Annotated in this window: 16 protein-coding genes; 8 read left to right on the top strand and 8 right to left on the bottom strand. The window is 54.7% G+C overall.

Annotation, left to right across the window (positions count from 1 at the left end; translation table 11 throughout):
* Positions 1-77: 77 nt before the first annotated feature.
* The 6 genes from H9I52_RS03830 to H9I52_RS03805 form a co-directional block, all read right to left on the bottom strand.
* Positions 78-1,433, bottom strand: coding sequence for an NAD(P)H-dependent oxidoreductase (locus H9I52_RS03830; protein ID WP_187452725.1), 1,356 nt, complete (start codon positions 1,431-1,433; stop codon positions 78-80).
* 94 nt (positions 1,434-1,527) lie between these two features.
* Positions 1,528-2,082, bottom strand: coding sequence for a dTDP-4-dehydrorhamnose 3,5-epimerase (gene rfbC / locus H9I52_RS03825; protein ID WP_187452724.1), 555 nt, complete (start codon positions 2,080-2,082; stop codon positions 1,528-1,530).
* A gap of 50 nt (positions 2,083-2,132) precedes the next feature.
* Complete coding sequence (locus tag H9I52_RS03820) at positions 2,133-3,257, bottom strand: NAD-dependent epimerase/dehydratase family protein (protein WP_187452723.1); 1,125 nt, start codon at positions 3,255-3,257, stop codon at positions 2,133-2,135.
* A 114-nt stretch (positions 3,258-3,371) separates the two neighbouring features.
* Entirely contained in the window at positions 3,372-4,256 is an 885-nt protein-coding gene (rfbF, locus tag H9I52_RS03815) for a glucose-1-phosphate cytidylyltransferase (protein WP_187452722.1), read from the bottom strand.
* Positions 4,257-4,623: 367 nt separating this feature from the next.
* Positions 4,624-5,394 (bottom strand): WecB/TagA/CpsF family glycosyltransferase, encoded by a 771-nt coding sequence (locus tag H9I52_RS03810; RefSeq protein ID WP_139513969.1) that lies wholly within the window; start codon positions 5,392-5,394, stop codon positions 4,624-4,626.
* A 132-nt stretch (positions 5,395-5,526) separates the two neighbouring features.
* The gene (locus H9I52_RS03805) at positions 5,527-6,924 is read right to left on the bottom strand and encodes an undecaprenyl-phosphate glucose phosphotransferase (protein ID WP_139513971.1); all 1,398 of its coding nucleotides are present in this window, start codon (positions 6,922-6,924) and stop codon (positions 5,527-5,529) included.
* A gap of 860 nt (positions 6,925-7,784) precedes the next feature.
* On the opposite strand from H9I52_RS03805, the gene H9I52_RS03800 reads away from it, so the two are divergent.
* Complete coding sequence (locus tag H9I52_RS03800; RefSeq protein WP_187452721.1) at positions 7,785-8,552, top strand: LytR/AlgR family response regulator transcription factor; 768 nt, start codon at positions 7,785-7,787, stop codon at positions 8,550-8,552.
* Between the two features lie 503 nt (positions 8,553-9,055).
* Here the strand turns inward: H9I52_RS03800 and H9I52_RS03795 are convergent.
* Positions 9,056-10,486, bottom strand: coding sequence for a RagB/SusD family nutrient uptake outer membrane protein (locus tag H9I52_RS03795; protein WP_187452720.1), 1,431 nt, complete (start codon positions 10,484-10,486; stop codon positions 9,056-9,058).
* Between the two features lie 16 nt (positions 10,487-10,502).
* Positions 10,503-13,703 carry a SusC/RagA family TonB-linked outer membrane protein gene (locus tag H9I52_RS03790; protein ID WP_187452719.1) on the bottom strand — a complete coding sequence of 1,067 codons (3,201 nt, stop codon included), beginning with the start codon at positions 13,701-13,703 and terminating at the stop codon, positions 10,503-10,505.
* 624 nt (positions 13,704-14,327) lie between these two features.
* Here H9I52_RS03790 and H9I52_RS03785 point away from each other — a divergent pair.
* From H9I52_RS03785 to H9I52_RS03760, 7 genes are all read left to right on the top strand, one after another.
* Complete coding sequence (locus H9I52_RS03785) at positions 14,328-15,542, top strand: aspartyl protease family protein (protein ID WP_187452718.1); 1,215 nt, start codon at positions 14,328-14,330, stop codon at positions 15,540-15,542.
* A 218-nt stretch (positions 15,543-15,760) separates the two neighbouring features.
* Positions 15,761-15,889: a hypothetical protein gene (locus H9I52_RS22955; RefSeq protein WP_262385933.1), complete on the top strand. Its 129-nt coding sequence runs from the start codon at positions 15,761-15,763 to the stop codon at positions 15,887-15,889.
* 255 nt (positions 15,890-16,144) lie between these two features.
* On the top strand, positions 16,145-16,543 hold the full coding sequence (locus H9I52_RS03780) for a hypothetical protein (protein ID WP_139513978.1): 399 nt from the start codon (positions 16,145-16,147) through the stop codon (positions 16,541-16,543).
* A gap of 136 nt (positions 16,544-16,679) precedes the next feature.
* Complete coding sequence (locus H9I52_RS03775) at positions 16,680-17,987, top strand: PAS domain-containing protein (RefSeq protein WP_187452717.1); 1,308 nt, start codon at positions 16,680-16,682, stop codon at positions 17,985-17,987.
* A gap of 42 nt (positions 17,988-18,029) precedes the next feature.
* On the top strand, positions 18,030-18,398 hold the full coding sequence (locus H9I52_RS03770; protein WP_139513980.1) for a hypothetical protein: 369 nt from the start codon (positions 18,030-18,032) through the stop codon (positions 18,396-18,398).
* A 286-nt stretch (positions 18,399-18,684) separates the two neighbouring features.
* The gene (locus H9I52_RS03765) at positions 18,685-19,821 is read left to right on the top strand and encodes a glycoside hydrolase family 43 protein (protein ID WP_187452716.1); all 1,137 of its coding nucleotides are present in this window, start codon (positions 18,685-18,687) and stop codon (positions 19,819-19,821) included.
* A 151-nt stretch (positions 19,822-19,972) separates the two neighbouring features.
* Positions 19,973-22,666, top strand: coding sequence for a glycoside hydrolase family 3 C-terminal domain-containing protein (locus H9I52_RS03760; RefSeq protein WP_187452715.1), 2,694 nt, complete (start codon positions 19,973-19,975; stop codon positions 22,664-22,666).
* Positions 22,667-22,742: the final 76 nt, after the last annotated feature.

Here is a 22,742-nt window from a genome sequence, read left to right as displayed (position 1 = left end):
GGAAAGAGTGATTCTTTTGCAAGAACAGGAGGAGCAGAAGCGAGTTGATCCATGTCGGTAAGATAGAAAAAGATGCGTTATAGCTTGGTTGCTGGGTCAAAGGTCAAATGCTCAATGTCGACGGCAGCCTCTGCGCCCGAGCCGAAGTAAGCGGCTTGCTCACGCCGCAGACGGTCGATAAGCCTGCCTTCCGGCAAAATGACATCGTCGTAAGTAAGCGCTTGGTCCTTGGCCACATCGTGGCGGAGTACGCATCCTTCAGCCACCCCCAGGGGTAATAAATTTTCTTGATGAGCAATATCAGCGTTTTCTGCCAGACCATAGGTATGGTAGTGCCCAATTCCATCGAGCACTTGTCCCGCATGGAGCTGAACTTTAGCAGCCGTGATAACTTCCACAGTAGCAGCACCTTGCGGAGCCAATGCTGCATCCTGAAAAAGCACCGCCCGCGCAACCGTAGTTGGCGTTTCGAAGTGGCAAAGGTGATACGGCGTATAGAAGCAATATAGTGGGCCCGTGCCCAGCTTGTACAAATTTAGGTAGTGCTGCTGCACCGGATCGTCGATGGTGCCCAGCACGAATACTCCCGGCCCAGGCTCAGCTCCTACTACATAATCAACGATCCCAGGACCGCCGTCAAGCAGCAATTCCTGCGGATACCAGTTAGCAGCTTGCGTGATGGGCGTGCGCGGTTCCACGGTAGGTCCGAGCATGCCGCGGCGAGCTACGCGCATGCCTAAAGCATTGGCAATTACAGCTTGCTCGAAGCTAATTTTGCTGCCATCGGCAAAGCTGGTCACCATGCTGGGGTTTTGCCCCCACTGGCGGGCAAAGCCCTCCTGCGTGGTCGGGTTGCGATACGGATCGTGCAGTCCTTTGATATTACCACACAGTACCGGCTTGATACCCAGCCCTTTCACAAAACGTACCAGATTGAGCGTTACACCCGGTTGGTCGCCATCGGCGACGGTATAGATTACCCCGGCGCGGTCGGCATATACTTTCAGGATAGGGCCAACGGTGCCGTCGAGCTCCGCATTGAGCAGAATAATGTGCTTGCGGTGCTGAATAGCTTCGAGCACCACTTGCGCCCCGTGCTCGACAGCGCCGGTTACCTCGATGATAGCATCGATGCCGGCGGCGCGGCTCAGCAGCAAAGCGTCGTCGGTGATGGCACACTGTCCACGTTCAATGCATTCTTCGAGCTGCCCTACGGTGGTTACTTCCTGCAAATCGGCTACACCGGCTTCCGCGTAGACCTGTCGGGCTTTATCAACGGTGCGGTTGGCGATGGCAACCAATTCCATCCCCTGAACATAGCAGCAGATCTGGCGGGCCACACCCCGCGCCATAAATCCGGCGCCCACCATGGCCACCCGGATAGGTTTGCCGGTCCGCTGGCGCTCGGCAAGCGCTTTATCTATAATAAGCATCTGAAGCGACTAAAAAAGTAGGATTAAATTCTGCGTTCGGCATCTGAGCAAACAACTAATTCATTGATAATCAATCGTTTACTAACTGATCGGATTAACTTTTAATTGAATCTGGTACGAGCAACGTGAAGTTCGGATGATTTTGATCTTTCTCCGAAATGATCTCTGGCTGAATCGGCCAGTTAATGCCAATGGCCGGATCATTCCAGCGGATGCCCCGCTCAGCACCGGGCGCGTATTTGGCCGATACCTGGTAGGTTACGTCGGTGTTGGGTGCCAACGTAATAAACCCGTGCGCAAACCGACCGGGCACAAACAGCATCCGGAAGCTATCGGCTGTGAGCTCCACGCCTATCCATTTTCCGTAAGTCGGCGACTCCTCACGCAGGTCGACTATCACATCGTAGATGGCACCGCGGGTGCACCGGATAAGCTTGGTTTCCTCGTGGGGCGGCAACTGGTAGTGCATGCCCCGCAACGTTCCCTGCCGGGGGTTAGACGAAACATTCGCCTGCAAAGGCGGCATTAGAATGCCGTGTGCAGCAAATTCATCTTCGCACCACGACCGGGCGAAAAAGCCACGGTCGTCAGACATGCGTTCTAAGTCAATGATAAAGGCACCGGGCAGCTCGGTTTCGGTAAATATCATAACGGGGGCAATAAACGGGGTAAAGAACGCGAAATTTTGAAGTACAAATATTAGGCCACGGAGGCAGCAGGAGTTTCCAGCACGGCTTCGGACTGCAACTTAGCGGTGGCGCCCAATGTGGCATTCCATTCTAAGTCTTCGTTGAGCTGGTCGCTGTCGCGCAGGGCCGTGAGCACGCGCAGGCGCATCAACTGCGAGCTACGGAAGCTGGCGTCGCGGAAGCCCATGTCGAGCAAGCCATCGCGTAGTTCCGTGATGGTGTCGGCGAGCGTACGCTGGGGCTGGTGGTTAGGTGCGAGCTGGCGGAACAAGCTGAAATCTACGCGGTAGGAGCGTTTGTCGGGCGGTGCGGCGGCGTTCAGACTCACGCGCGTGCCCGGAATGGCAGCGGCCACTGCTTCGGCAAGCTCTTTTACTTGGTAGTTCCACTGATCAGAACCGGCATTGACGGCCAAGAAGTTGCCGCCGTTGCTGGCTTCCCGCCCAATTGCCCACTCGATAGCGCGGGCCATATCTTGCACGTGAATCAGCGGACGCCACGGCGTACCATCGCTGAGAATGTTGATTTCACCACCTGCTACGGCACCGGCTACGAAGTCATTGACTACCAGATCTAACCGTACGCGGTCGCTCCAGCCACAAGCCGTTGCGAAACGCAGGCAGGTCACGGTGAAGTTATCGTCGGCGAGAGGCGCGAGGTCTTTTTCGCTTGCTACTTTGGAGCGCGCATAAGCCGTGAGCGGGTTCAGATCCGACGTTTCGGTTTTGGCACCTTCGCCACCGGCGCCATACATGCTGCAGCTGCTGGCAAAAACAAAGGCTCCTACGCCGGCCTCTTTGGCACGGCGCGCCAGCCCGATGCCGGCCTGGTGGTTGATTTCCAACGTTACGTCCTCATAGGTCTGGCCCATGGGGTCGTTGGAAATGGCAGCCAAATGCACAATAGCGTCTACGCCTTGCAGCAACTCGGTGGGCAGGTGGCGCACATCACCAAACACCTGACGGTCGAGGCGCGACTCGGGCAAACGCGTTACGCCGGTCAGGCAATGAGCAAAATAGCCCATGTCGTAGCCGATAAGCTCAGCCTGAGGAAATTGCTGACGCAGGTGGCGTACCACGCCCGGCCCCACGTAGCCCATATTGCCGGTAATAAGGATGCGGTTGATGTTTTTCATATATACAAGAAGCAGAAACCAGTTAGCAGATGCGCGCAACACATCTACGTATCTTCTTGATAACCAAATAGTTATATTTTAGTTATCAAGAAAGCAGTTAGCATGAAATAGTATTTAGTTAAGAACAGTGGGCGAAGCTACGCGCTCGCTGGCTGGGGCAGCAACGGGCGTGGCTAGGATTTCGGCCATGACCGGGTCGGAGGAGGCAGTAGCGGGTTTGTCGCTCCATACCTTCCACTTCGCCTTGCCGGCATGCCACATTTCTTCAAGCATGTTTTTATCGCGGAGCGTGTCCATGGGCTGCCAGAAACCCGTGTGGCGATAAGCACCGAGTAAGCCATTGGAGGCCAAATGCTCTAGCGGTGCTTTTTCCCAAATAGTGTCATCGCCTTTCAAGTAATCAAATACACCGGGCTCCAGCACGAAGAAACCGCCGTTGATCCAAGGCGTTTCGCCGCCTTCGGGCTTTTCGGTGAAGCTGCCTACTTTGTCGGAGCCCTCGCCGAGGTTGAACACCCCAAAGCGACCGGGCTGCCGCACTGCCGTGAGCGTAGCCATTACGCCCTGTTCGCGGTGGTGCTTTACGGCCGCCGTGATGTCGATATCACCCACGCCGTCGCCGTAGGTCATGCAAAAGGTGCTGTCGCCTACGTATTCGCGGACGCGGCGCAAGCGGCCACCGGTCATCGTTTCCTGACCGGTATCCACCAACGTTACAGTCCAAGGTTCGGCATTATTGCGGTGGATCTGCATTTCGTTGCGGTCCATCCGGAAAGTAACATCGGAGTTGTGCAGGAAATAATCGGCGAAATATTGCTTGATCAGGTAGCCCTTGTAGCCGCAGCACACCACAAAATCGGTGATGCCGTGGTGCGCATAAATTTTCATAATGTGCCACAGGATCGGCTTGCCCCCGATTTCGATCATCGGTTTGGGCCGAACGCCACTTTCCTCGCTAATGCGGGTGCCATAACCGCCGGCCAGAATTACTGCTTTCATAAAGTGCAATGAGAAGGTATAAGGGGGTGAGAGAAGAGAAGCTTAACAAAGGCATAATCCACACAAATCAGCCTTGGATGGATGGATATAAGTTTGTTGAAAGATAAATATTATTATAATAATGTCAATATAAAATAGTAACAATTTTTTCAAAAGGTCAATTCTTAACGTGGTTTATGCACTTATTCTTGGATAACTCAGCAACTTCCGACATTAAAGCACAATTAAAAATTGTACTGTATAGCACTGACCCTGAATATGTTCCAAGGTTGTCGCAGCAAGTTCTGGTCTTTGTTATATTAAGCACCGGCCGAGTATGAAATTTTTTAGCCCATTACGGGCTTCGGCGGCTTATACGTGACTCCGGCTAAACGGATACACGGCGACCTTTGCCCATGTTGGCAAGGGTGTGGCGAGTCATCAGATAAACAAAATGTGAATTAGTCACTAGGTAGCGCTTCCACAACCGGCGCGGCTCCAGCCACAGCCGATAGGCCCACTCCAGCCACAGGCGGCGGGCCCACTGCGGCAGACGCTGCTCCAAGCCCGCATACACCGGAAATGCCTGCCCTACACCCAACATACAAGCCCGAATACGTCCTTGGTGGGCAGCCATCCAGCGCTCCTGACGCGGGCAGCCCAACGCCACAAATACCAGATCAGGGTCGGCGGCATTAATGGCAGCCACTTCGGCGGCGTCCTCTTCGGGCGTGAGCGGCCGGAAAGGCGGCGAGTGAATGCCGGCAATGCGCAACGCGGGCAGCTCGCGCTTGGCACGAGCTACCATAGCATCCAAAATGGTTTGGGTAGTGCCGTAGAAATAAACCGATTGGCCGCGCTTGGCCGCTTCCTCGAGCAGAGCTGGCAGCAGATCCATACCGGCTACGCGCTCCTGCTTGGTATCGTTGAACCAACCGACCGCAGCCGCCACCGGGCTGCCATCGGGCGAAACGATGGCCGCGTTGTCTAGCACTTGACGAAATTCGGGGTCACGCTGGGCTTCTACCAGCATGTGTACGTTGGCAAAGCAAACGTAGGCGGAGGACCGGGCAGCGCCCAAGCGAAGAATGGTATCAACAAACTCCGAAGACTTACCCGTCGATATCGATAAGTCCAGAACGGGGTACTTAGCTAGCATTGCAACAAATAATAATTAAAAATCCCGAAAAAAAAGCCAGCACCTTATATAGTTATAAAGTGCTGGCCATCAGATACTTACAAAGTAATGAAAGCTAATAAGTACGTGTTTCTATCAAGATTTTTACTGGTTTTAGTAGGCGTTCTTTTCGCCGCGCACCATGTTCCATACGGTTTTGCCGATGATTTTCAGGTCGAGGCCGAAAGACCAATTCTCTACGTATTTCAGATCATATTCGATGCGCTTTTCCATAGAACCTTCTGCGCGGGTTTCGCCGCGGTAGCCGTTCACCTGAGCATAGCCCGTGATGCCGGGGGTTACGGCGTGGCGCATTTGATACGTGCGAATGTGCTTGGAATATTCTTCCAACTGCGACACCATGTTAGGACGAGGCCCTACAACCGACATATGGCCGAGCATCACGTTGAAGAACTGAGGTAGTTCGTCGAGGTTGTATTTGCGCAAGTACTGCCCTACCCGAGTTACGCGTGGGTCCGATTTGGTAGCCTGCAACTCCGTTTGGCCGTGGTCGGAACGCATGGTGCGCAACTTGTAGCACGGAAACAGCTGGTTGCGTTTGCCGGGACGCATCTGCTTGAAGAACACCGGACCGGGTGAGTCGAGCTTAATCAAGAGCGCCAGCAAAGGCATCACAAATGGGAAGATGCCAAAGATCACCACCGACGAGAAAGCAATGTCAAACAACCGCTTCAGCATCTGGTTGGCCCGAATACCTAGCGGCTCGTGCCGGATGGTCAGGATAGGCATGTGGTCGTAGAAATACACATTCACGTCTTTGCGCACAGTACCGCGGAAGTCGGGCACAATCCGGAAAGACAAGAAGTGATCGTCGGCAAACGAAGACAGCTCATCGATGAGATGACGCTGATCGAGGGGCAGCGCAAAGTAAATTTCGTCGATTTGAGCGCGGAGGCAGTAGTTTTTTAGCTCAGCCAAGTTGCCACGCACCAAGTTGCGCAAGCCCGCTGGAGGGTTGTCGTCGGTGAAGAAGCCGTGGAATTGGTTTCCTACGGGGTCGTGCGAGGCCAAGAAGCGGTACAGCTCCTGCGCGCTGTTGCCGGCGCCCACAATCACGAAGCGGCTGTTAGGGCGCGCAATGTGCTGATGGTAAGCCCGATAGCAGAACGTCATCAGGAAACGACCAGTCACGACCAGCGTCAACGAGAGGCTGTATACCAAGAAGATGTAGCGGGAAGGTATCCAGTACATTTCCAGCACCAATACGCAGGCCAGCACGCAGCAGGCATGCAGCAAGAAGGTGCGCATCAGGTACAGCAGCTTCTCCGGATACGTAATGAGCCGGTCGACGCGGTAGATGTTGGCAAATTGCCCCGACAACAGCCACCACAACAGCGTGAAAATGGCAAAGAAGAAGGGGTAATAACCAGTAAAGTGCCAGTTACCTTGCACGATAAACCCAGATAGTCGGAATGCTCCAAAAATCAGGGCGCCATCAACAATGGGCAGGACGAAGCGCGATGCATCATTGTAATGTCTGTAGCGTTCCATAAACGGTGGTAGAATAAGCGTCAGACGATCAGATCAGTTGTTTGGGGAATGAGCCTATAACGTAGATCACTCCATAAAGGTCATCATTTTTTATAGTTTAAACAATAATTTATATAACATTTTTTAACGTCAGGTAAAATACAACTTCAAAATATACCTTGATTAGCCTGATAATCTGCCATTTGCACCGTGTGCAATCGTTTTAGTAGCTTCTGAATTTTAGCCTAGTGAAGATGGTAAAATCCTAAGCTCAAGCTGGACCATTCCTAGTAAAACACCAAAATTTGTTGCGCCGATAAGACGATCAGGAGATGAGAAGCGTCTTTGTGCCCACCAGTAACAAGAGCACAAGCTCATAGTGTGTTCTAACCATCCGATCAGGACGTCGCTACGATGATCGAGATCCATACCGCAGCCCTATCCTACTCTGACGCGACCGAACAATCTGGCAGAAGACATTACGAAAAATTTCGTAGGAAACGACACGATTACGAATCCCTTCGTATATCTTGCTTTACGAAACAATTCGTATTTATTTGTCTTCTGTCGCATTATGCCACCGATTTCCTGCAACCCTTCCAAAAAAGCGCAGTCATTCCACTAGATAAGAGTATTTCATGCCTGCTTAGTAACTGATCTTCCGCCATAAACTCGCCTCATCGCATGAAAGCACATGGGCACACACGAGGTTACGTGAGGCAGAAACAAAGGCGGGCGGAGCGCTCTTCTGGACCACGCACGGTTGGGAAGGCCACGCGGCTTGGCCTCCCTCCTTCCATACAGGAAGCCTGCCTCAGCGCAGATCTTCAGCCGAAACTTTCCTTCTCCTACCTATCTGCTATCCCTTGTGACTTTTTCGGATGAACTATCAGGCAATTATCGTGGACGACGAGCAGCTTACTCACCAAGCCATCCACCGCTCGCTGGACCAACTACCTGCTACACAACTACTTGAGAGCCCCTCTGATGGTGCCGAAGCGGCCCTTCATATTCTGCGGCACCGGCCGGAGATTGTATTTCTGAGCATTCAGCTGCCGCGCCTCGATGGCTTTAGCGTGCTGAAGGAAGTGTGGCTGCACTACCAGCCGTGTTTGGTATTTCTTACTGTCCCCGACTCCTACGTGCAGCAGCACTTAGAAACCAGCGGTGCAAACCATCTTGTTAAACCCTTTACCACCATGCAGTTACAACAAGCTATTGGCCGGGTAAAAACCGATTTGGCCCAGCAAAACCACCGGGAAGTAGATCAACTTTTACACAACCTGCTGAGCGAAGGCCAGCCCAGCCGGGCCTATATAAAGCGCCTGCTGGTGAAAGACCAGCGGAAGATGTTCTTCATCAAAGTCGACGACATTCTCTACTTCGATGCTGATGGCAACTACATCACGCTGCATACGGCCAAGCGTAACTACACTATATATGAGAGCCTGACGCAGCTGGAGCAACGCCTCGACCCGGCCGATTTTACGCGCATCAACCGCTCCTACATCGTCAACCTCAACTACATTGAGGAGCTCGAATCCTACTTCAACGGCGAATACCTCGTGCGCCTGGTCGGCGGCCATTGCCTCAAATGGACGCGCTTTTACCGCGACAACGTAAAAGCCTTTCTTTCTAAAGATACCTGAATCAGGCAGTTGTCTGCCGTAAACGCTTTTATTTATCTGAATATTCAAACACTAAAGTATTCGGCTCGTACGTTGACATCAGCAAAACGTCGCTTTAAAAAAGAGTAGGAGCACTTCACATAATCTATAAGTACGTGTAGCAGGCAACTGCTTCATCTTTGTGTCAGGTTCGTGTCCCGCAAGTAGCAATAGGTAAATCAGGAAAAGGCAGCTTGTGATGATGTTTGTCTTTTTAGAGAGGGTCATGAACAGATGCAGAAAAGCGCGCCCGGTAAGTGCGAGGGGCTGCAACCCCGCGGTAATCTTGAAATCTGGTGAGTGAGTTTCAAGATTTGACCAACAGGATGACGAATCCTGTTTGTTGCTTGACCAGGCGCGCTTTTCACTTTCTTCGCTAAAAGAGATTCTTTTTGATCAGCATAATCATTTGACTATCAATATATTACAAAACAAGAGCCCGGCCGTAAAACGACCGGGCTCTTGTTTTGGTAGGCTGTAAGCGTTTAATAGCCAGGGTTTTGCTGCAAATTCGGGTTGTTCTGTAGGTCTACTTGCGGGATGGGCAGTACGAGCTTGTTGTCGCCATAAGGCACCGCCGGGGCCGTGCCGCGGGCAGGCACACCTTGGCGCGTACGCAGCAAGTCGTAATAGCGATGGCCTTCGAAAGCCAGCTCCAAGCGCCGCTCCAGCAAGATACTAGTAATCAGAGCATTGGCAGCAGCAAAGCTACCTACCGTATACGAAGGCGTGCCGGCGCCTTTCGAGCGATCGCGCACTTGGTTGAGCAGCGTCACGGCTTCCTGCGTAACGCCAGTGGTGCGGGCCAGCGCTTCGGCGCGGGTGAGCAACACCTCTGGGTAGCGCGCAATCGGCACCCAATCGCCGATGCTGGCAAATTTGGCGGTGTACGGAATGCCGCCCGACAGCGTCACCAGCTCGGTGCGGCGCTTGTCGTTGGCGGGGAACAGCGTGGTGGGGATGGCAACGTAAGGCCCAATGGTGATATCGCCGCGGCCGGTGGGGCCATAGTGCTGCCCTATCGCATTGTTGGTGTTGGGGTTATCGCTGATGTTGTTAGCCACCGAGAAGATGGACTCCGCTGTATTATAAGGTGGCGCAAATGTCGTGGCAGGATCGGCATTCAAATGATACAAGCCCGAAGTGATGACAGCATTGGCGGCGGTAGCGGCGCTGGCATAGTCTCCCTTGTATAGATATACCCGCGAGAGCAATGCCTGCGCTGCGCCTTTGGTAGCCCGAGCAATGTTTGAGTAGTCGGGGTCGTCGTAGTCGGTGGGCAGCTTGGCGGCCGCATCCGTCAGGTCGGCAATGACTTGGGTGTACACGTCGCGCACCGACGCGCGCGGCAGCTGCTGAGCCGCATCGTAGGCCGAAGCCGCGTCGGGGGCAGTCAGCTGAATGGGCACGCCGGGGTGCGAGGCGTCGGCGGTGAAATTGTAAGGCTGCGCGTACAGATTCACCAAAGTAAACAGGGTCAGCGCCCGGATGAACTTGGCTTCACCCACGTATTGCGCTGCTAAGGCAGGCGTTACCTTGCTGGCATTTGGCTCGAAGTTTTGCAGGAAAAAGTTGGCGCCATAAATCGTGCGGTAGCCGCCCGTCCAGCCATTAGTCGTCTGAATATCATTGGCTTGCGGCGAGAACGTAGCGATGGTGTTGAAGTACGGCGACGGATCGGTATCGTCGGAGCGTACGTCGCTGTAAATCAAGGCCCGGCCGCCCAGAAACTCGGGGTTTTGCAGCGCATCGTACATCCCGATGGCCGCTTTATCGATGCGCTCGGGCGTAGAGAAGGCCTCTTCGGGAGTCAGGCTTGACGGTGGGTCCTGATCGAGAACCTCGCAGCTGGGGGCCGTAGCCAGCAACAGGGCCGCTACGGCCGCTTTCCAAAACAAGTGCTTTTTCGTATTCATAGGGAAAGGAGTTCCATTATAGGCTTAAGTTCAGACCAACGGTGTAGCTGCGCGGCTGCGGCACGGCGCGGTTGTCGACGCCAAAGGCGATGTTGCTATTGTCGCGGTTGGAGTTGACTTCGGGGTCGGTGCCTTTGTAACCCGTTATCACAAAGGCGTTTTGCACCAGTCCGTACACACGCACGTTGCTCAGTTTGAAGCGCTGAAGCACGCCCTTGGGCAGGTTATAGCCCAGGCTGATTTGCCGCATGCGCAGGAAGTCGCCCTTTTCAAGCCAGCGCGTCGAGGCTTGCGTCGAAACGTTGTCTTGGAGCACCGGCTTGGGCACGTTGGTCTGGTCGCCGGGTTTCTGCCAGCGGTCCAGCATTTCGGTGATGTTGTTGTTGTAGTAGTTGGTCAGCAGACCGGCGCGCGTGGCGTCGTAGAGCAAGTTGCCGCCGCTGTACTGCAAAAACACGCCTAACTCTAACCCTTTGTAAGAGAAGGTGTTATCAAAACCACCAAACCACGTTGGGTAGCCGCTCTTTTCGGAATATTTGAAATCGCTGGTGCTGATGGGCGTAGTCGGTTCGCCGGTAGCCGTTAGCCAGATACGCTGCACCGCATCATACTGCTTGATGTTGCCGTTGGCATCGCGGAATTGAGCGTTGCCGTTGTCGGGGTTTACGCCCGCCCACTCCGGCAGGAAGTACACGCCCAAACGCCGCCCAACGCTGGCCCGCTGGTTCTGAAATACGACGTCGTTGGGGTTAGCCGATTGGCCTTCGGGCACCGGTAAGCTGGTAGCCAACGACGTAATGCGGTTCTTGACGCCCGTAAAATTCAGCGCCGTAGTCCACCGGAAACCGTCGCTGGTCTGGAAGTTGGTAGTGTTTATCGTGGCCTCGAAGCCGCGGTTATACATCGAACCAATGTTCTTGGTAACCACGGTGCGCACGTAGTCAATCGGGTTTGGGATGCCTGTAGTGCGCAGCGCCGGCGCGTCCAGAATAAGGTCGCTGATGTTATTATCGAAGTAGTCCAGCGTCATGCCGATGCGGTCGGTCAGCAGCGAAATATCTGCGCCGATGTCGAGCTTCTTCGACTTTTCCCACGCCAGGTCGGGGTTACCTACTTGCGTGATATTCAGACCGTTGATATCGGCATATTGCCCCGCCCCGATTTGTGTACGGGCCGCATAGGCTGCAATACCCGCCGAGTTGCCGACTACCCCGTAGCTGGCCCGCAGCTTCAGGTCATTGACGAACGTGAGGCCTTTCATAAACTCCTCCTCCGTCAGGCGCCACCCAATGGAGCCGCCGGGGAAATAGCCGCGGCGGTTGTTGGTACCAAACCGCGAGTCGGCATCGGCGCGGAAGCTTACCGAAGCATAGTAGCGGTTGCCAAACGAGTAGTTGGCGCGCGCCAAGTACGACTCAAAACCCCGCGAGAAGCGCGACCCGTCGGCCTGCAATGCCTCGGTCGAGAGGCCCGACAGGATTTCCTTGAACTTAGGATCGGCAAAGTTGGCGGCGTAGGTACTGATCTGCGTTTGCGTTTCTACCTGATATTCCACGCCGGCCGTGAGGTCGATGTTGTGGTTTTCGGCGAACGTATGGGTGTAGTTGGCGAAGTTGGCCCAGTTCCAGAGGTTCTGACGCAAGTCGTTTACTTGTACCAAACCGTCGCCCAGAATGCGGCCTAGGCCCGACAAGCGCGGATCACTGTACTGATCCTCAAAGTTTTGCAAATAATCCGCTCCGAAGCGGCTCGTCAACTTCAGCCCCTTCAGCGGCTCTACGGTTACGTAGCCATTGGCCAGCAAACGCTGCGAGGTGTTGTCGTTGCGCTGGTAGGCAAGTACGGCGCTGGGGTGGTTAACGGCGTTGAGGCGATAGGTGCGGTAGAACGGGTAGTTGGTTGTGCCAATGGTGAACACATCGCCGCCCAGGTTGCCGAACGAATCGAGGAAATAGTTGCCGCTGGCATCGCGCACCGGAAAAATCGGGGCGGCATTATACCCCGACACCGTAGCGCCGGCCAGGTAGTTGTCGGTGAGCACGCCGTTGTTGAGGGTTTTGGCGTAGCTCGAACTGATGCCGGCTTTCAACCACTTAGTCGGTTGCAGATCGAGGTTCAGGCGTACCGAACCACGACGCAGGCGGTTGGCTACCAGCACGCCTTTTTGGTCGGTCCAGTCGCCGGAGCCGTAGTAGCTGGCTTTATCGGAGCCGCCCGAAATGGCAACCTGGTAGTTCTGCGAAAAGCCGCGGCGGAAAATTTCCTTGAGCCAGTCGGTGCGGTCGGGCTTGCCATCACCGTTAAAATCGGTGTCGCGGGCGATGACCGAAGTAGGCGTACCGGCGCCAAAACGGTTGAAGGCTTTCTCGTTCTGGATGGTGATAAACTGGTCGCCGTTGAGCAGTTTTGGCTTTCTAACCACTTCATTAACACCCACATACGAGTTCACCGAAACGTGATTCTGGCCGGCTTTACCGCGCTTGGTAGTGATGATGACTACGCCGTTGGCGGCGCGCGAGCCGTAAATAGCCGCCGCCGAAGCGTCCTTCAGCACGTCCACCGACTCGATGTCGTTGGGGTTGATGTCGGCCAGGGTGTTGTAGCGCGTGCCGTTACCGGTGTTGAACTGGTTGGCGTTGTTGATCTGGTTGGTGGGCACGCCGTCGATCACGATCAGCGGCTGCGAGCTGTTGCTGATGGAGTTGGCCCCGCGAATGCGGATTGCCACACCGTCGGCCAGCGCGCCGCCGGGGTTAGTGATCTGCACGCCTGCGGCCCGACCGGTCAGGGCCTGATCGAAGCTCTGGACGGGCTGGTTGAGCAGCTTTTCCTCCGAGATCTTCGCCGTGGAGCCCGTGATGTCTTTCACATCCTGCGAGCCGCCGTAGCCGGTCACCACTACTTCTTGCAGTTGCTTGGTATCCGGCGCCATCGCCAGGTTTATCTGGTTATCGGTACCGATCACGCGGTCGACGTTAACATAGCCAATAGAGCTAAACGTGAGGGTGCCGCCGCTGCTGGGCACGCTCAGGGTGTAGGTACCATCGGCGTTGGTCGAGACACCGTTGGAAGTACCTTGTAATAAGATCGTTACACCGGGCAGCCCTTCTCCCGTTTGCCGATCCGTTACCCGCCCCGAGATGGTTCGACTTTGGGCAACAGCTCCGTGTAAGAAGCTGACCATGAGCAGGATGCTCATAAGTAGGATTTTTTTCATGTAGCAATGGAATGGGTGAAAAATCAGGACCTATTCCGCCAACCTATCGGAAGAATAGTTTGGCCAAGGAGCAGATAACCCACCTCCTTCCCCCACCCTATTATGCAGAGCGACTTAGTAGTTATTTAACATGCACTTTTTGCCTTATGAGTGCACAGCTCGTCCGAAAGCGGGTTTTTGGGCGTGTAGCCCCTACTGTTGAGGTGTAGCTGACGCTGCTCTTCCACCCCGGTTTTGCACCTAATGTATTTCGCCTGTTGCCGGGGGCAAACGAAGTGGTCGAAACTCACTTTAACGGCGCACCATCGTCTGAGCGCGAAAAGAAACAGGTCAAACCAGAATTCCTTCACTCTGCACAATATCCGTTGAAGGAGGCCGCCAAAGGCAGTTTTTATGCAGTCGAATTTGGTTCGCACGTCCGGCTACCGAGGCCGCGACCCGCTCCAGATAGAGACTCTAAACTCCCTTCCGATGTGTACTGGTTCGCGTTTATTCCTACCAAACAAAGCCAAATCCGCGCAACAAGCTTCCCTGCATTTCGTCAGATCCGAACCGACTTCTCCCTACTCTGAAAGCAGGAAACGGCTTTTATATAAAACCTTATTAATCAAGGTATTACTACTAATGGCTGCTTATTGCTTGTGCTTGCAGGCCAGCGCCCAGATTCCGGCGTTTCACTTCAAGAAAGCGGGAGTGCAGACGGCCTCTATTCCGTATGCTGCCCAGAATGACCTGATTATAGTATCAACCAAGCTCAACGGCAAAGGTCCTTTCAATTTCATCCTGGATACGGGCACGGCTACTTCCATCATCACAGATGCCGGCCTGCGCGATTTGGTGGGCATCTCGACGAATCACCAATACGCGGTGGCTGGCGTCGGTACCAAAGCTCCCGTCACGGCTCTGCGCACAAACCCCGTGCACGTGGAAATGCGTGGTGTAGAGGCTCCTTCGCTGGTGTTCATCATCCTTGCCGATAACACGCTGGACTTAGGCGGCAGCCTGGGGATACCCATTCATGGTGTAATGGGGTACGACTTTTTCAGCAGCTTTGTGGTCGCTGTCGAGCCCATTCCGGGCCGGCTTGTCCTCACTGACCCCGCGGCTTACCAAGGTCCCGAAGGCAAAAAATGGTCGAGCCTGCCCTTGGAGTTGGAGGACGAAAAACCTTATATCAGTGCCAAAATTGCGATTACGAGCCTGCTGGAACAACCCGTACGGCTCATGGTGGACACAGGGGCGGGCCACGCTCTATCGTTGGAAGCCAATGCCGGCTCGTCGGCGATTATGCTGCCAGCTCAGCGGCTACGCACAGATCTGGGCCGCGGATTCGGCGGACTCATTACCGGCCATGTGGGCCGCGTCAATACCATCTCGCTGGGCGAATACCGGGTGTCGTCGTTGCTGGCCTCCTTCCCCGACTCCAGCAACCTGCGCCAGCGCATCAACATCGCCCGCGACGGCAACGTGGGTTTCGACCTGTTGCGCCGCTTCGACCCAGTAATTGACTATCCGCACAACCGCCTCTACTTGCGGCCCAACCGCTTGCAACGCGCACCTTTCGAGTACGATATGGCCGGGCTCAAGCTGATGGCCGCCGGCCCGCAGTACCGGCAGTACATCATCTCCCACATCGACCCCAATTCGGCGGCGGCCCAGGCGGGGTTGCATCCCGAAGACGAGATTGTTTCGATCAACGTGTTGCCGGCCAGCGATTATACCCTCTCTCAACTAAGCCATCTGTTCCATTCGCAGGATGGCCGCACCATACCGGTGGTAGTACGGCGGCCCGACGGTGTCTTGTTTAGCACGATGTTGCAGCTAAAACGCCAGATTTAATATCAATTTTCTTCACATCTTTTTTCAATCTTACCTCGTATATAAGTATGTGTAAATCATATAGTTATAAAACTATTAAATAAATAACTGTTCAGCAGGGACAGGTCTAACCGCCAACAGAAAGACAAAAAAAAGTAACGCATTAGGAAAAAACAGATTTTATTATGTTTTTCAACGCTTCCGTTATATTTCTCCTCCCACCCAACGCCTAAGACCTAATGACCGACCTCCTTCCTTCGCTGCCAATACTATTGTTGGCTTTCACCGGGCTCATTTTTATTCTTAGTCCCGAAAGACGCGAAACGCATGAGCTGCTCAGCCCAACGGAGCAGGAAAAAGAAGAATAAGACCAGCTTCTCTTTTACAGATTCACTTTCAAGCCCTGACCAAAAAGTCAGGGCTTTTCTTATGTCCATCTAGCCGATATGATGCCCAGCGCCATCTTAGTAAAATCCTGTTTATCAGCTAGATACTTAGCTCGGCAGTAATTCGGGCAGGCTGAGCAGGGGCCGGCCGGTGCGGCTGTGGTTTAAAATTGTAGCACCAATACCCAACCCAACGGCCCAGCTTGCGTATCGGTCAACCTTGCATACTCCTTTGCTATGGCCAAACGCCTTCTATACGAAACCGACTCCATTAGCATTTACTACGACTACGCCGAAGAGTGGCTGCACGTTGACTGGCACGGCCCCCAAGACTACGATTCGGTGACGACGGGCGCCATGCAGATGCTGCAGTGCCTGAAAGACGAGCAGTGCACTAAAGTATTGAATGACAATACGTTGGTAACCACCATGTGGTCGGATGCCTCGGTGTGGGGCGGCGAGGTGTGGCTCCCGCTGATGGCCGAAGCCGGCTGCCAATACTTTGCGTGGGTGTACTCGCCCAACATCTACAGCCGCCTTTCTACGGACCTGACCTTGCAGCACAGCAACGCAGGCGTAATCGTGCTGACCTTCGACGACATTGCCACCGCCGGCTCTTGGCTGCGGCTGATGTAGCGGCACCCGACTTTTATTATCCCGACGCCGGTTTACAACCGGTATAATCCCCGGCAACATCGGTAGCTTTGCTCCGCGTAACTGTTTCGCGTTGGGTATTGTGGATTTGCTGCGCCTTTTAGATTCTTCTGCTACTATGGCTTCCTCTGTTTCTCCGATCAATTATCAGTCGCTGTTTCGGTCTTTGCCCGACAATTATTTGCTACTGCTGCCCGACGGCACCATTGCCGACAACTCCGACAACCATGTAAAGGTGTCGCTGAAGAGCCGGGCAGAAGTAGTGGGAAAACCTTTCTTTGAGGCTTTCCCAGCGGCCGATCAGAATGAATATCAGGTAATTGCCAATTCGCACGAGCACGTGCGGCAGCATCTGGAGCCGCACACCATGCCCCTGATTCGCTACGACCTCGAGCGGCCCGCCGCGCTGGGAGGCGGCTTTGAGGAGCGCTATTGGCAAGCCACGCACTACCCGCTGCTCGACGAGCAGGGCCAGCTACAATACATTCTGCAACGCACCCAAGACGTAACCGAGCAGCACCAAGCCGCGCTACGCGCCGAAGCCGTCGCGCTCGAACTCGAAGAAGCCCGCAACCGCTCGCAGTTTATCCTAGAGTCGTTGCCCATTATGGTCTGGACGACGCTTCCCGACGGGCGCGCCGATTACAGCAATCCCCGCTACCTACAGTTTACGGGGCTGACCCCGGAGGCCATGAACGATTGGGGCTGGACCGACAACCTGCATCCCGACGACCGCGAGCGCGTGTTGCAATCCTGGCAGCAGGCCGTCCGCTCCGGCAGCGAATACCAGATTGAGTACCGCCTGCGCCGCGCCGACGGGCACTACCGCTGGCTATTGGTACGGGGGGTACCACGCTTCAACGAAACCGGACAAACCACCATGTGGGTCGGCTGCAGCGTCGATATTCACGATCAGAAAACGTTGGTGCAGGAGCTTTTGCAGGCCAACGAACAACAAGCCGCCCTCTCCGACCAGTCGTACCAAGCGTATCAGCTGGTTGAAAGCCAGAACGAAACGTTCCAGACGCTGCTCACGCAGGCGCCGGCACTCATCACCATTTTGCGGGGCAAAGAGCACGTGTTTGACTTTGTCAATCCGATGTATCAGGCGCTGTTTCCCGACCGCCAGCTCCTAAATCGCTCGGTAGAGGAGGCCATTCCGGAAGCCGCTGAGCAAGGTTTCAGCGCCCTGCTCGATCGGGTATATCAGACTGGCGAAACCTTCTTTGGCAAGGAAATCCTGCTGAAGGTGCAGCGCCCGAACACCAACGAAACCGACGATATCTATCTGGATTTCACCTACCAAGCTTTCAAGGAAGGCGGCCAGATAGTGGGCGTGTTTGTGTTTGCTTTCGACGTTACGGAAGTCGTAACGGCGCGCAAAAAGCTGGAAAACTTCCACGAGGGCCTTAACGACGCTTCTTAAGGCCATGGGTACGATCATGAAAGCCGTCCAAGCCCGCTTGTTATGGACATAACCAGCCTGGATTTTCAGCAGGCCAACATCAAGCAGGTGCTCTTCAAATCGCGTCTGCGCTCGGTGCTCTACGGCGTGCGCGAGGCGGACGCAGCGTTGTTTTCGATGCAGGAAAACCCGCTCGGCCAGTGGCTGTACTCAGTGGTGAAGCCCAAGTACAGCTCCTACCCCGAAGTGCGGGAAATTGAGCGCGCCATGCAGCAGATGATGGACGCGGGCCGCGACTTGGTGACGCAGTACCAGCGCGGCCGCATCGAAGAAGCCCGCGCCGGCATGGACCGGGTGGATACCTACGCCAACCAGATTACGACTCTGTTGCAGCGGCTGGAGAAAAACATCCGCACGAACACAACTGTCTAGACGCTTAGGCTCCTTACCCAGCGCCGAAAGCGTAACTATCACTTAATCTGATAGTTGCGTGTATAAATATTCCATTATATTCTATCTTTCGCCACGACTAAGTGGCACCGCGCGATGCGGCGCATTTGCCGCATGCACCTTCTTCGCGGCCGTTGGAAATATTTGAAAAAGACCGTCAACGTTTCTGCTGCAACTTTTGCTTCGGAAGCGGCGCGCGCAAATAGTGTAGAAACTAGTTGCATTCGCTTGTACATTGCCGGTATATTCTTTCAAAAAACCAACCCAAATGCCTATCCTTTTCAAGTTGAAGTTTGCCGCGCTTGCGTTGTCGGCTCCCTTGGCCTTGTCCAGTGCTTGCCAAAGCAACACTTCCAAAACGGAAACCAGCACCACGACCACGGCCGAAGCACCCAAAACCGACTCGGCTGCCAGCGCCGCGCCGAAACCCATTTCAAAGCCGCTGATCAGTACCATCTACACCGCCGACCCCTCGGCGCACGTGTTTAACGGCAAGATCTACATCTATCCATCGCACGACATTGAGGCGGGTATTCCGGAGAACGACAACGGCGACCACTTTGCCATGCGGGACTACCACATCCTGTCCATGGACAGCATCGGCGGCAAAGTAACCGATCACGGTGTAGCCCTGGATATCAAGGACATACCGTGGGCGGGGCGTCAGCTGTGGGCACCCGATGTAGCCTTCAAAAACGGCACGTACTACCTGTACTTCCCCGTGAAAGACAAGCAGGATGTGTTTCACATTGGCGTAGCCACCAGCACTTCCCCCACGGGCCCGTTCAAGGCGCAGCCTAAACCCATCGAGGGCAGCTTCAGCATCGACCCAGCCGTGTTTACCGATACCGATGGCAACTCCTATATGTATTTTGGCGGCATTTGGGGCGGCCAATTGCAGCGCTGGGCCACTGGCAAATACGAGGCAAATGGCTCCAAAACTGACTCCGGCAAAAACACCGAACCAGCCCTGAGCGCCAAAGTAGTGCGCCTCAGCAAAGACATGCTGCACTTCGCTGAGCCTGTAAAAGACGTGAAAATCGTGGATGAGAACGGCAAGCCCCTGCTGACCGGCGACCACGACCGCCGCTTCTTCGAAGGCTCCTGGATGCACAAGTACAACGGCAAGTACTACTTCTCCTACTCTACCGGCGACACCCACTTCCTGGCTTACGCCGTGGGCGATTCGCCGTACGGGCCGTTTACCTACAAAGGCGTGATTATGAACCCCGTACAAGGCTGGACGACGCACCATTCGATTATCGAAATCAAAGGCAAGTGGTACATCTTCTACCACGACACCGAACTATCGGGCAAGACGTGGCTGCGCAACGTGAAGGTCACCGAGTTGAAGCGCAAGCTCGACGGCACCATCGAAACCATCGACGCCTACGTCAAGCAATAGATTTTTGGCCCTGCCTGCTTATCGTTAAAGTATCGCCCGTTGCAATCCTGCACGGGCGATCTGCTTACAGGCCATTCTACAATCTCTTTATTATCAATTATTTACATAATTAACTCAAGCCATTTTTCCACTCTCTAACCCACGCCGAGAGATGAAGAAACTACTAGCTGTTTTGCTGCTGGCGACCGCCACCGGAATGATCGCCCGCAATCCGGGCCACCCGCCTATCTCGGCCAAGACTACGCACACGGCCGCCGAGCAATTTCCTTTTCAAAACCCGGATTCACCAATAGATCAACGAGTTGATGATTTGGTCGGTCGGTTAACGTTGGAGGAGAAAGTGTCGCAGATGCTGAACAATGCGCCGGCCGTCGACCGCTTGGGCATTCCGGCCTACAACTGGTGGAATGAAGCGCTGCACGGCGTGGCCCGCACCAGCATTAAGGCCACGGTATTTCCGCAAGCCATCGGCATGGCCGCCACGTTTGACAAGGACGCCATGCTGAAGATGGCGACTATCACGTCCGATGAAGCCCGCGCCATTCACCAAGAATACGTGCGGCGCGGCGAACGCGGTATCTACCAAGGCCTTACGTTTTGGACGCCCAACATCAACATCTTCCGCGACCCGCGCTGGGGCCGCGGCCAGGAAACCTACGGCGAAGACCCGTACCTGACGGGACAGTTGGGCTCGGCGCTGGTAAAAGGTTTTCAGGGCGATGACCCGAAATACCTCAAGATCACGGCTTGCGCCAAGCACTTTGCCGTGCACAGCGGCCCTGAGCAGCTACGCCACGTCTTCGACGCCAAAATCAGCGATTACGACCTCTGGGACACTTATTTACCGGCTTTTCGCGACCTAATCGTGGATGCGAAAGTGGCCGGTGTGATGTGCGCTTACAACGCTTACGCCGGCCAGCCGTGCTGCGGCAGCGACAAGCTAATGACGGACATTCTGTACAAGAAATGGAAGTACCACGGCTACGTCACCTCCGACTGCGACGGCATCAACGACTTCTGGCAGAACCACAAAACCGACCCCGACGCGGCCACTGCCGCGGCCAACGCTGTGCTGCACGGCACTGACATCGAGTGTGCTACGGGTAAGTTATTCACCTACAACTCGTTGGTAGACGCCGTGAAGAAAGGTCTGATTACCGAGCAGCAGCTCAACGTTTCGGTGAAGCGGCTCTTCAAAATCCGGTTTCAGCTGGGCATGTTTGATCCGGTGGAGCGCGTGAAGTACGCCCAGATTCCGCTCAGCGTAGTGGAAAGCAAGCCCCACCAGGCCCACGCACTCCGCATGGCGCATGAGGCCATTGTGCTGCTGAAGAACGACCAGAATACGTTGCCTCTGCGCAAAACCCTCAAGAAGATTGCGGTGCTGGGCCCCAATGCCGATAACGAATCGGTGCAGCTGGGCAACTACAACGGCTTCCCTACCGACATCGTGACGCCGCTGGAAGGCATCAAGGCCAAAGTAGGCCCCGGCGTAGAGGTAACTTACATACAAGGCGTTGACTACACCAGCGACATCGTCTACGAACCGTTCGATATCAACAAAAACCTGTCGTATAACGGCCAGAAAGGCCTCCAGGCTGAGTATTTCAAGGGCACGAACTTGGAAGGCCAACCCGTGCACACGCGCATGGAAGCGGGGTTGGACCGGTACCTAGCCAACGTGAAGATGGAAATTGCGCCCGGCTTGCTGTCTGAAAATGTGTCGGCGCGCTATACCACTACTTTCACGCCCGATAAATCGGAGGAAATGGCCTTCGAGGTTACCGGCGACGACGGCTATCGCTTGTTCATCAACGGCGAGAAACGCATCGACAACTGGGACAGCAAAGGCGTATCGACCAACCGCTACACCACCAAAGTGGAGGCTGGCAAGAAATACGAATTGAAGCTGGAGTACTTCCAAAACGTAAGCCGCAGCATTCTAAAACTTACTGGCACCCATGTAGTTCCGGTGAATAACAAGGATATTTTAGCCAAGGTGAAAGATGCCGATGCCATCGTGTTTGTGGGAGGCATTTCGCCGAAGCTGGAGGGCGAAGAGATGAAGGTGAAGGTCGAAGGCTTCAGTGGCGGCGACCGCACGAGCATTGCCCTACCCAAGGTGCAGACGGAGTTGATGAAGGTACTGCACTCAACCGGCAAACCCGTGGTATTTGCCATGATGACGGGCAGCGCCATCGCTGTGCCGTGGGAAGCCACTAACCTACCGGCCATTGTCAATATTTGGTACGATGGCCAAGCAGCCGGCACAGCGCTGGCCGACGTGCTTTTTGGCGACTACAACCCCGCCGGCCGGTTGCCGGTGACATTTTATAAATCGGAATCGCAGCTGCCCGCCTTCGACAACTACAGCATGGAAGGCCGGACGTACCGCTATTTCAAAGACACGCCGCTGTATCCGTTTGGGCATGGACTGAGCTATACCACGTTCAAATACAGCAACTTAAAAATCCCCAAGAGCGCCGTAACCGGCAAGCCTATTTCGGTGAGCGTGGAGGTGCAGAACACCGGCAAGCGCGACGGCGAGGAAGTGGTACAACTCTACGTGAAGCACCCCGACGCCAAAGGGCGCGTCGCAATTCATGCTTTGGAGGGTTTCCAACGCATTCCACTGAAAGCCGGTGAGAAAAAGACCGTGCAGTTTTCGCTCTCGCCGCGCCAACTCTCGCTGCTCGATGCCCAAGCGCAACGCCTTGAAGTGCCGGGCCAGGTACAGATTTTTGCCGGAGGCGGCCAGCCGATAGGCAAAGCCGTAGCGGAGGGCCGAGTTGTGAAAGCAGATGTTGCCCTGACCGGCAGCAGTTTTGTAGTGGACAAAAACTAAGTACCTGCTCATTTACCGTTTTGGAGTTAAGAAAAAGCCCGCCCAACTTAGTTGGGCGGGCTTTTTCTTAACCATT

Source organism: Hymenobacter sp. BT491 (genome assembly GCF_014349165.1).
Lineage (GTDB): Bacteria > Bacteroidota > Bacteroidia > Cytophagales > Hymenobacteraceae > Hymenobacter > Hymenobacter jejuensis.
This window is presented reverse-complemented; position numbering and strand designations above follow the sequence as displayed.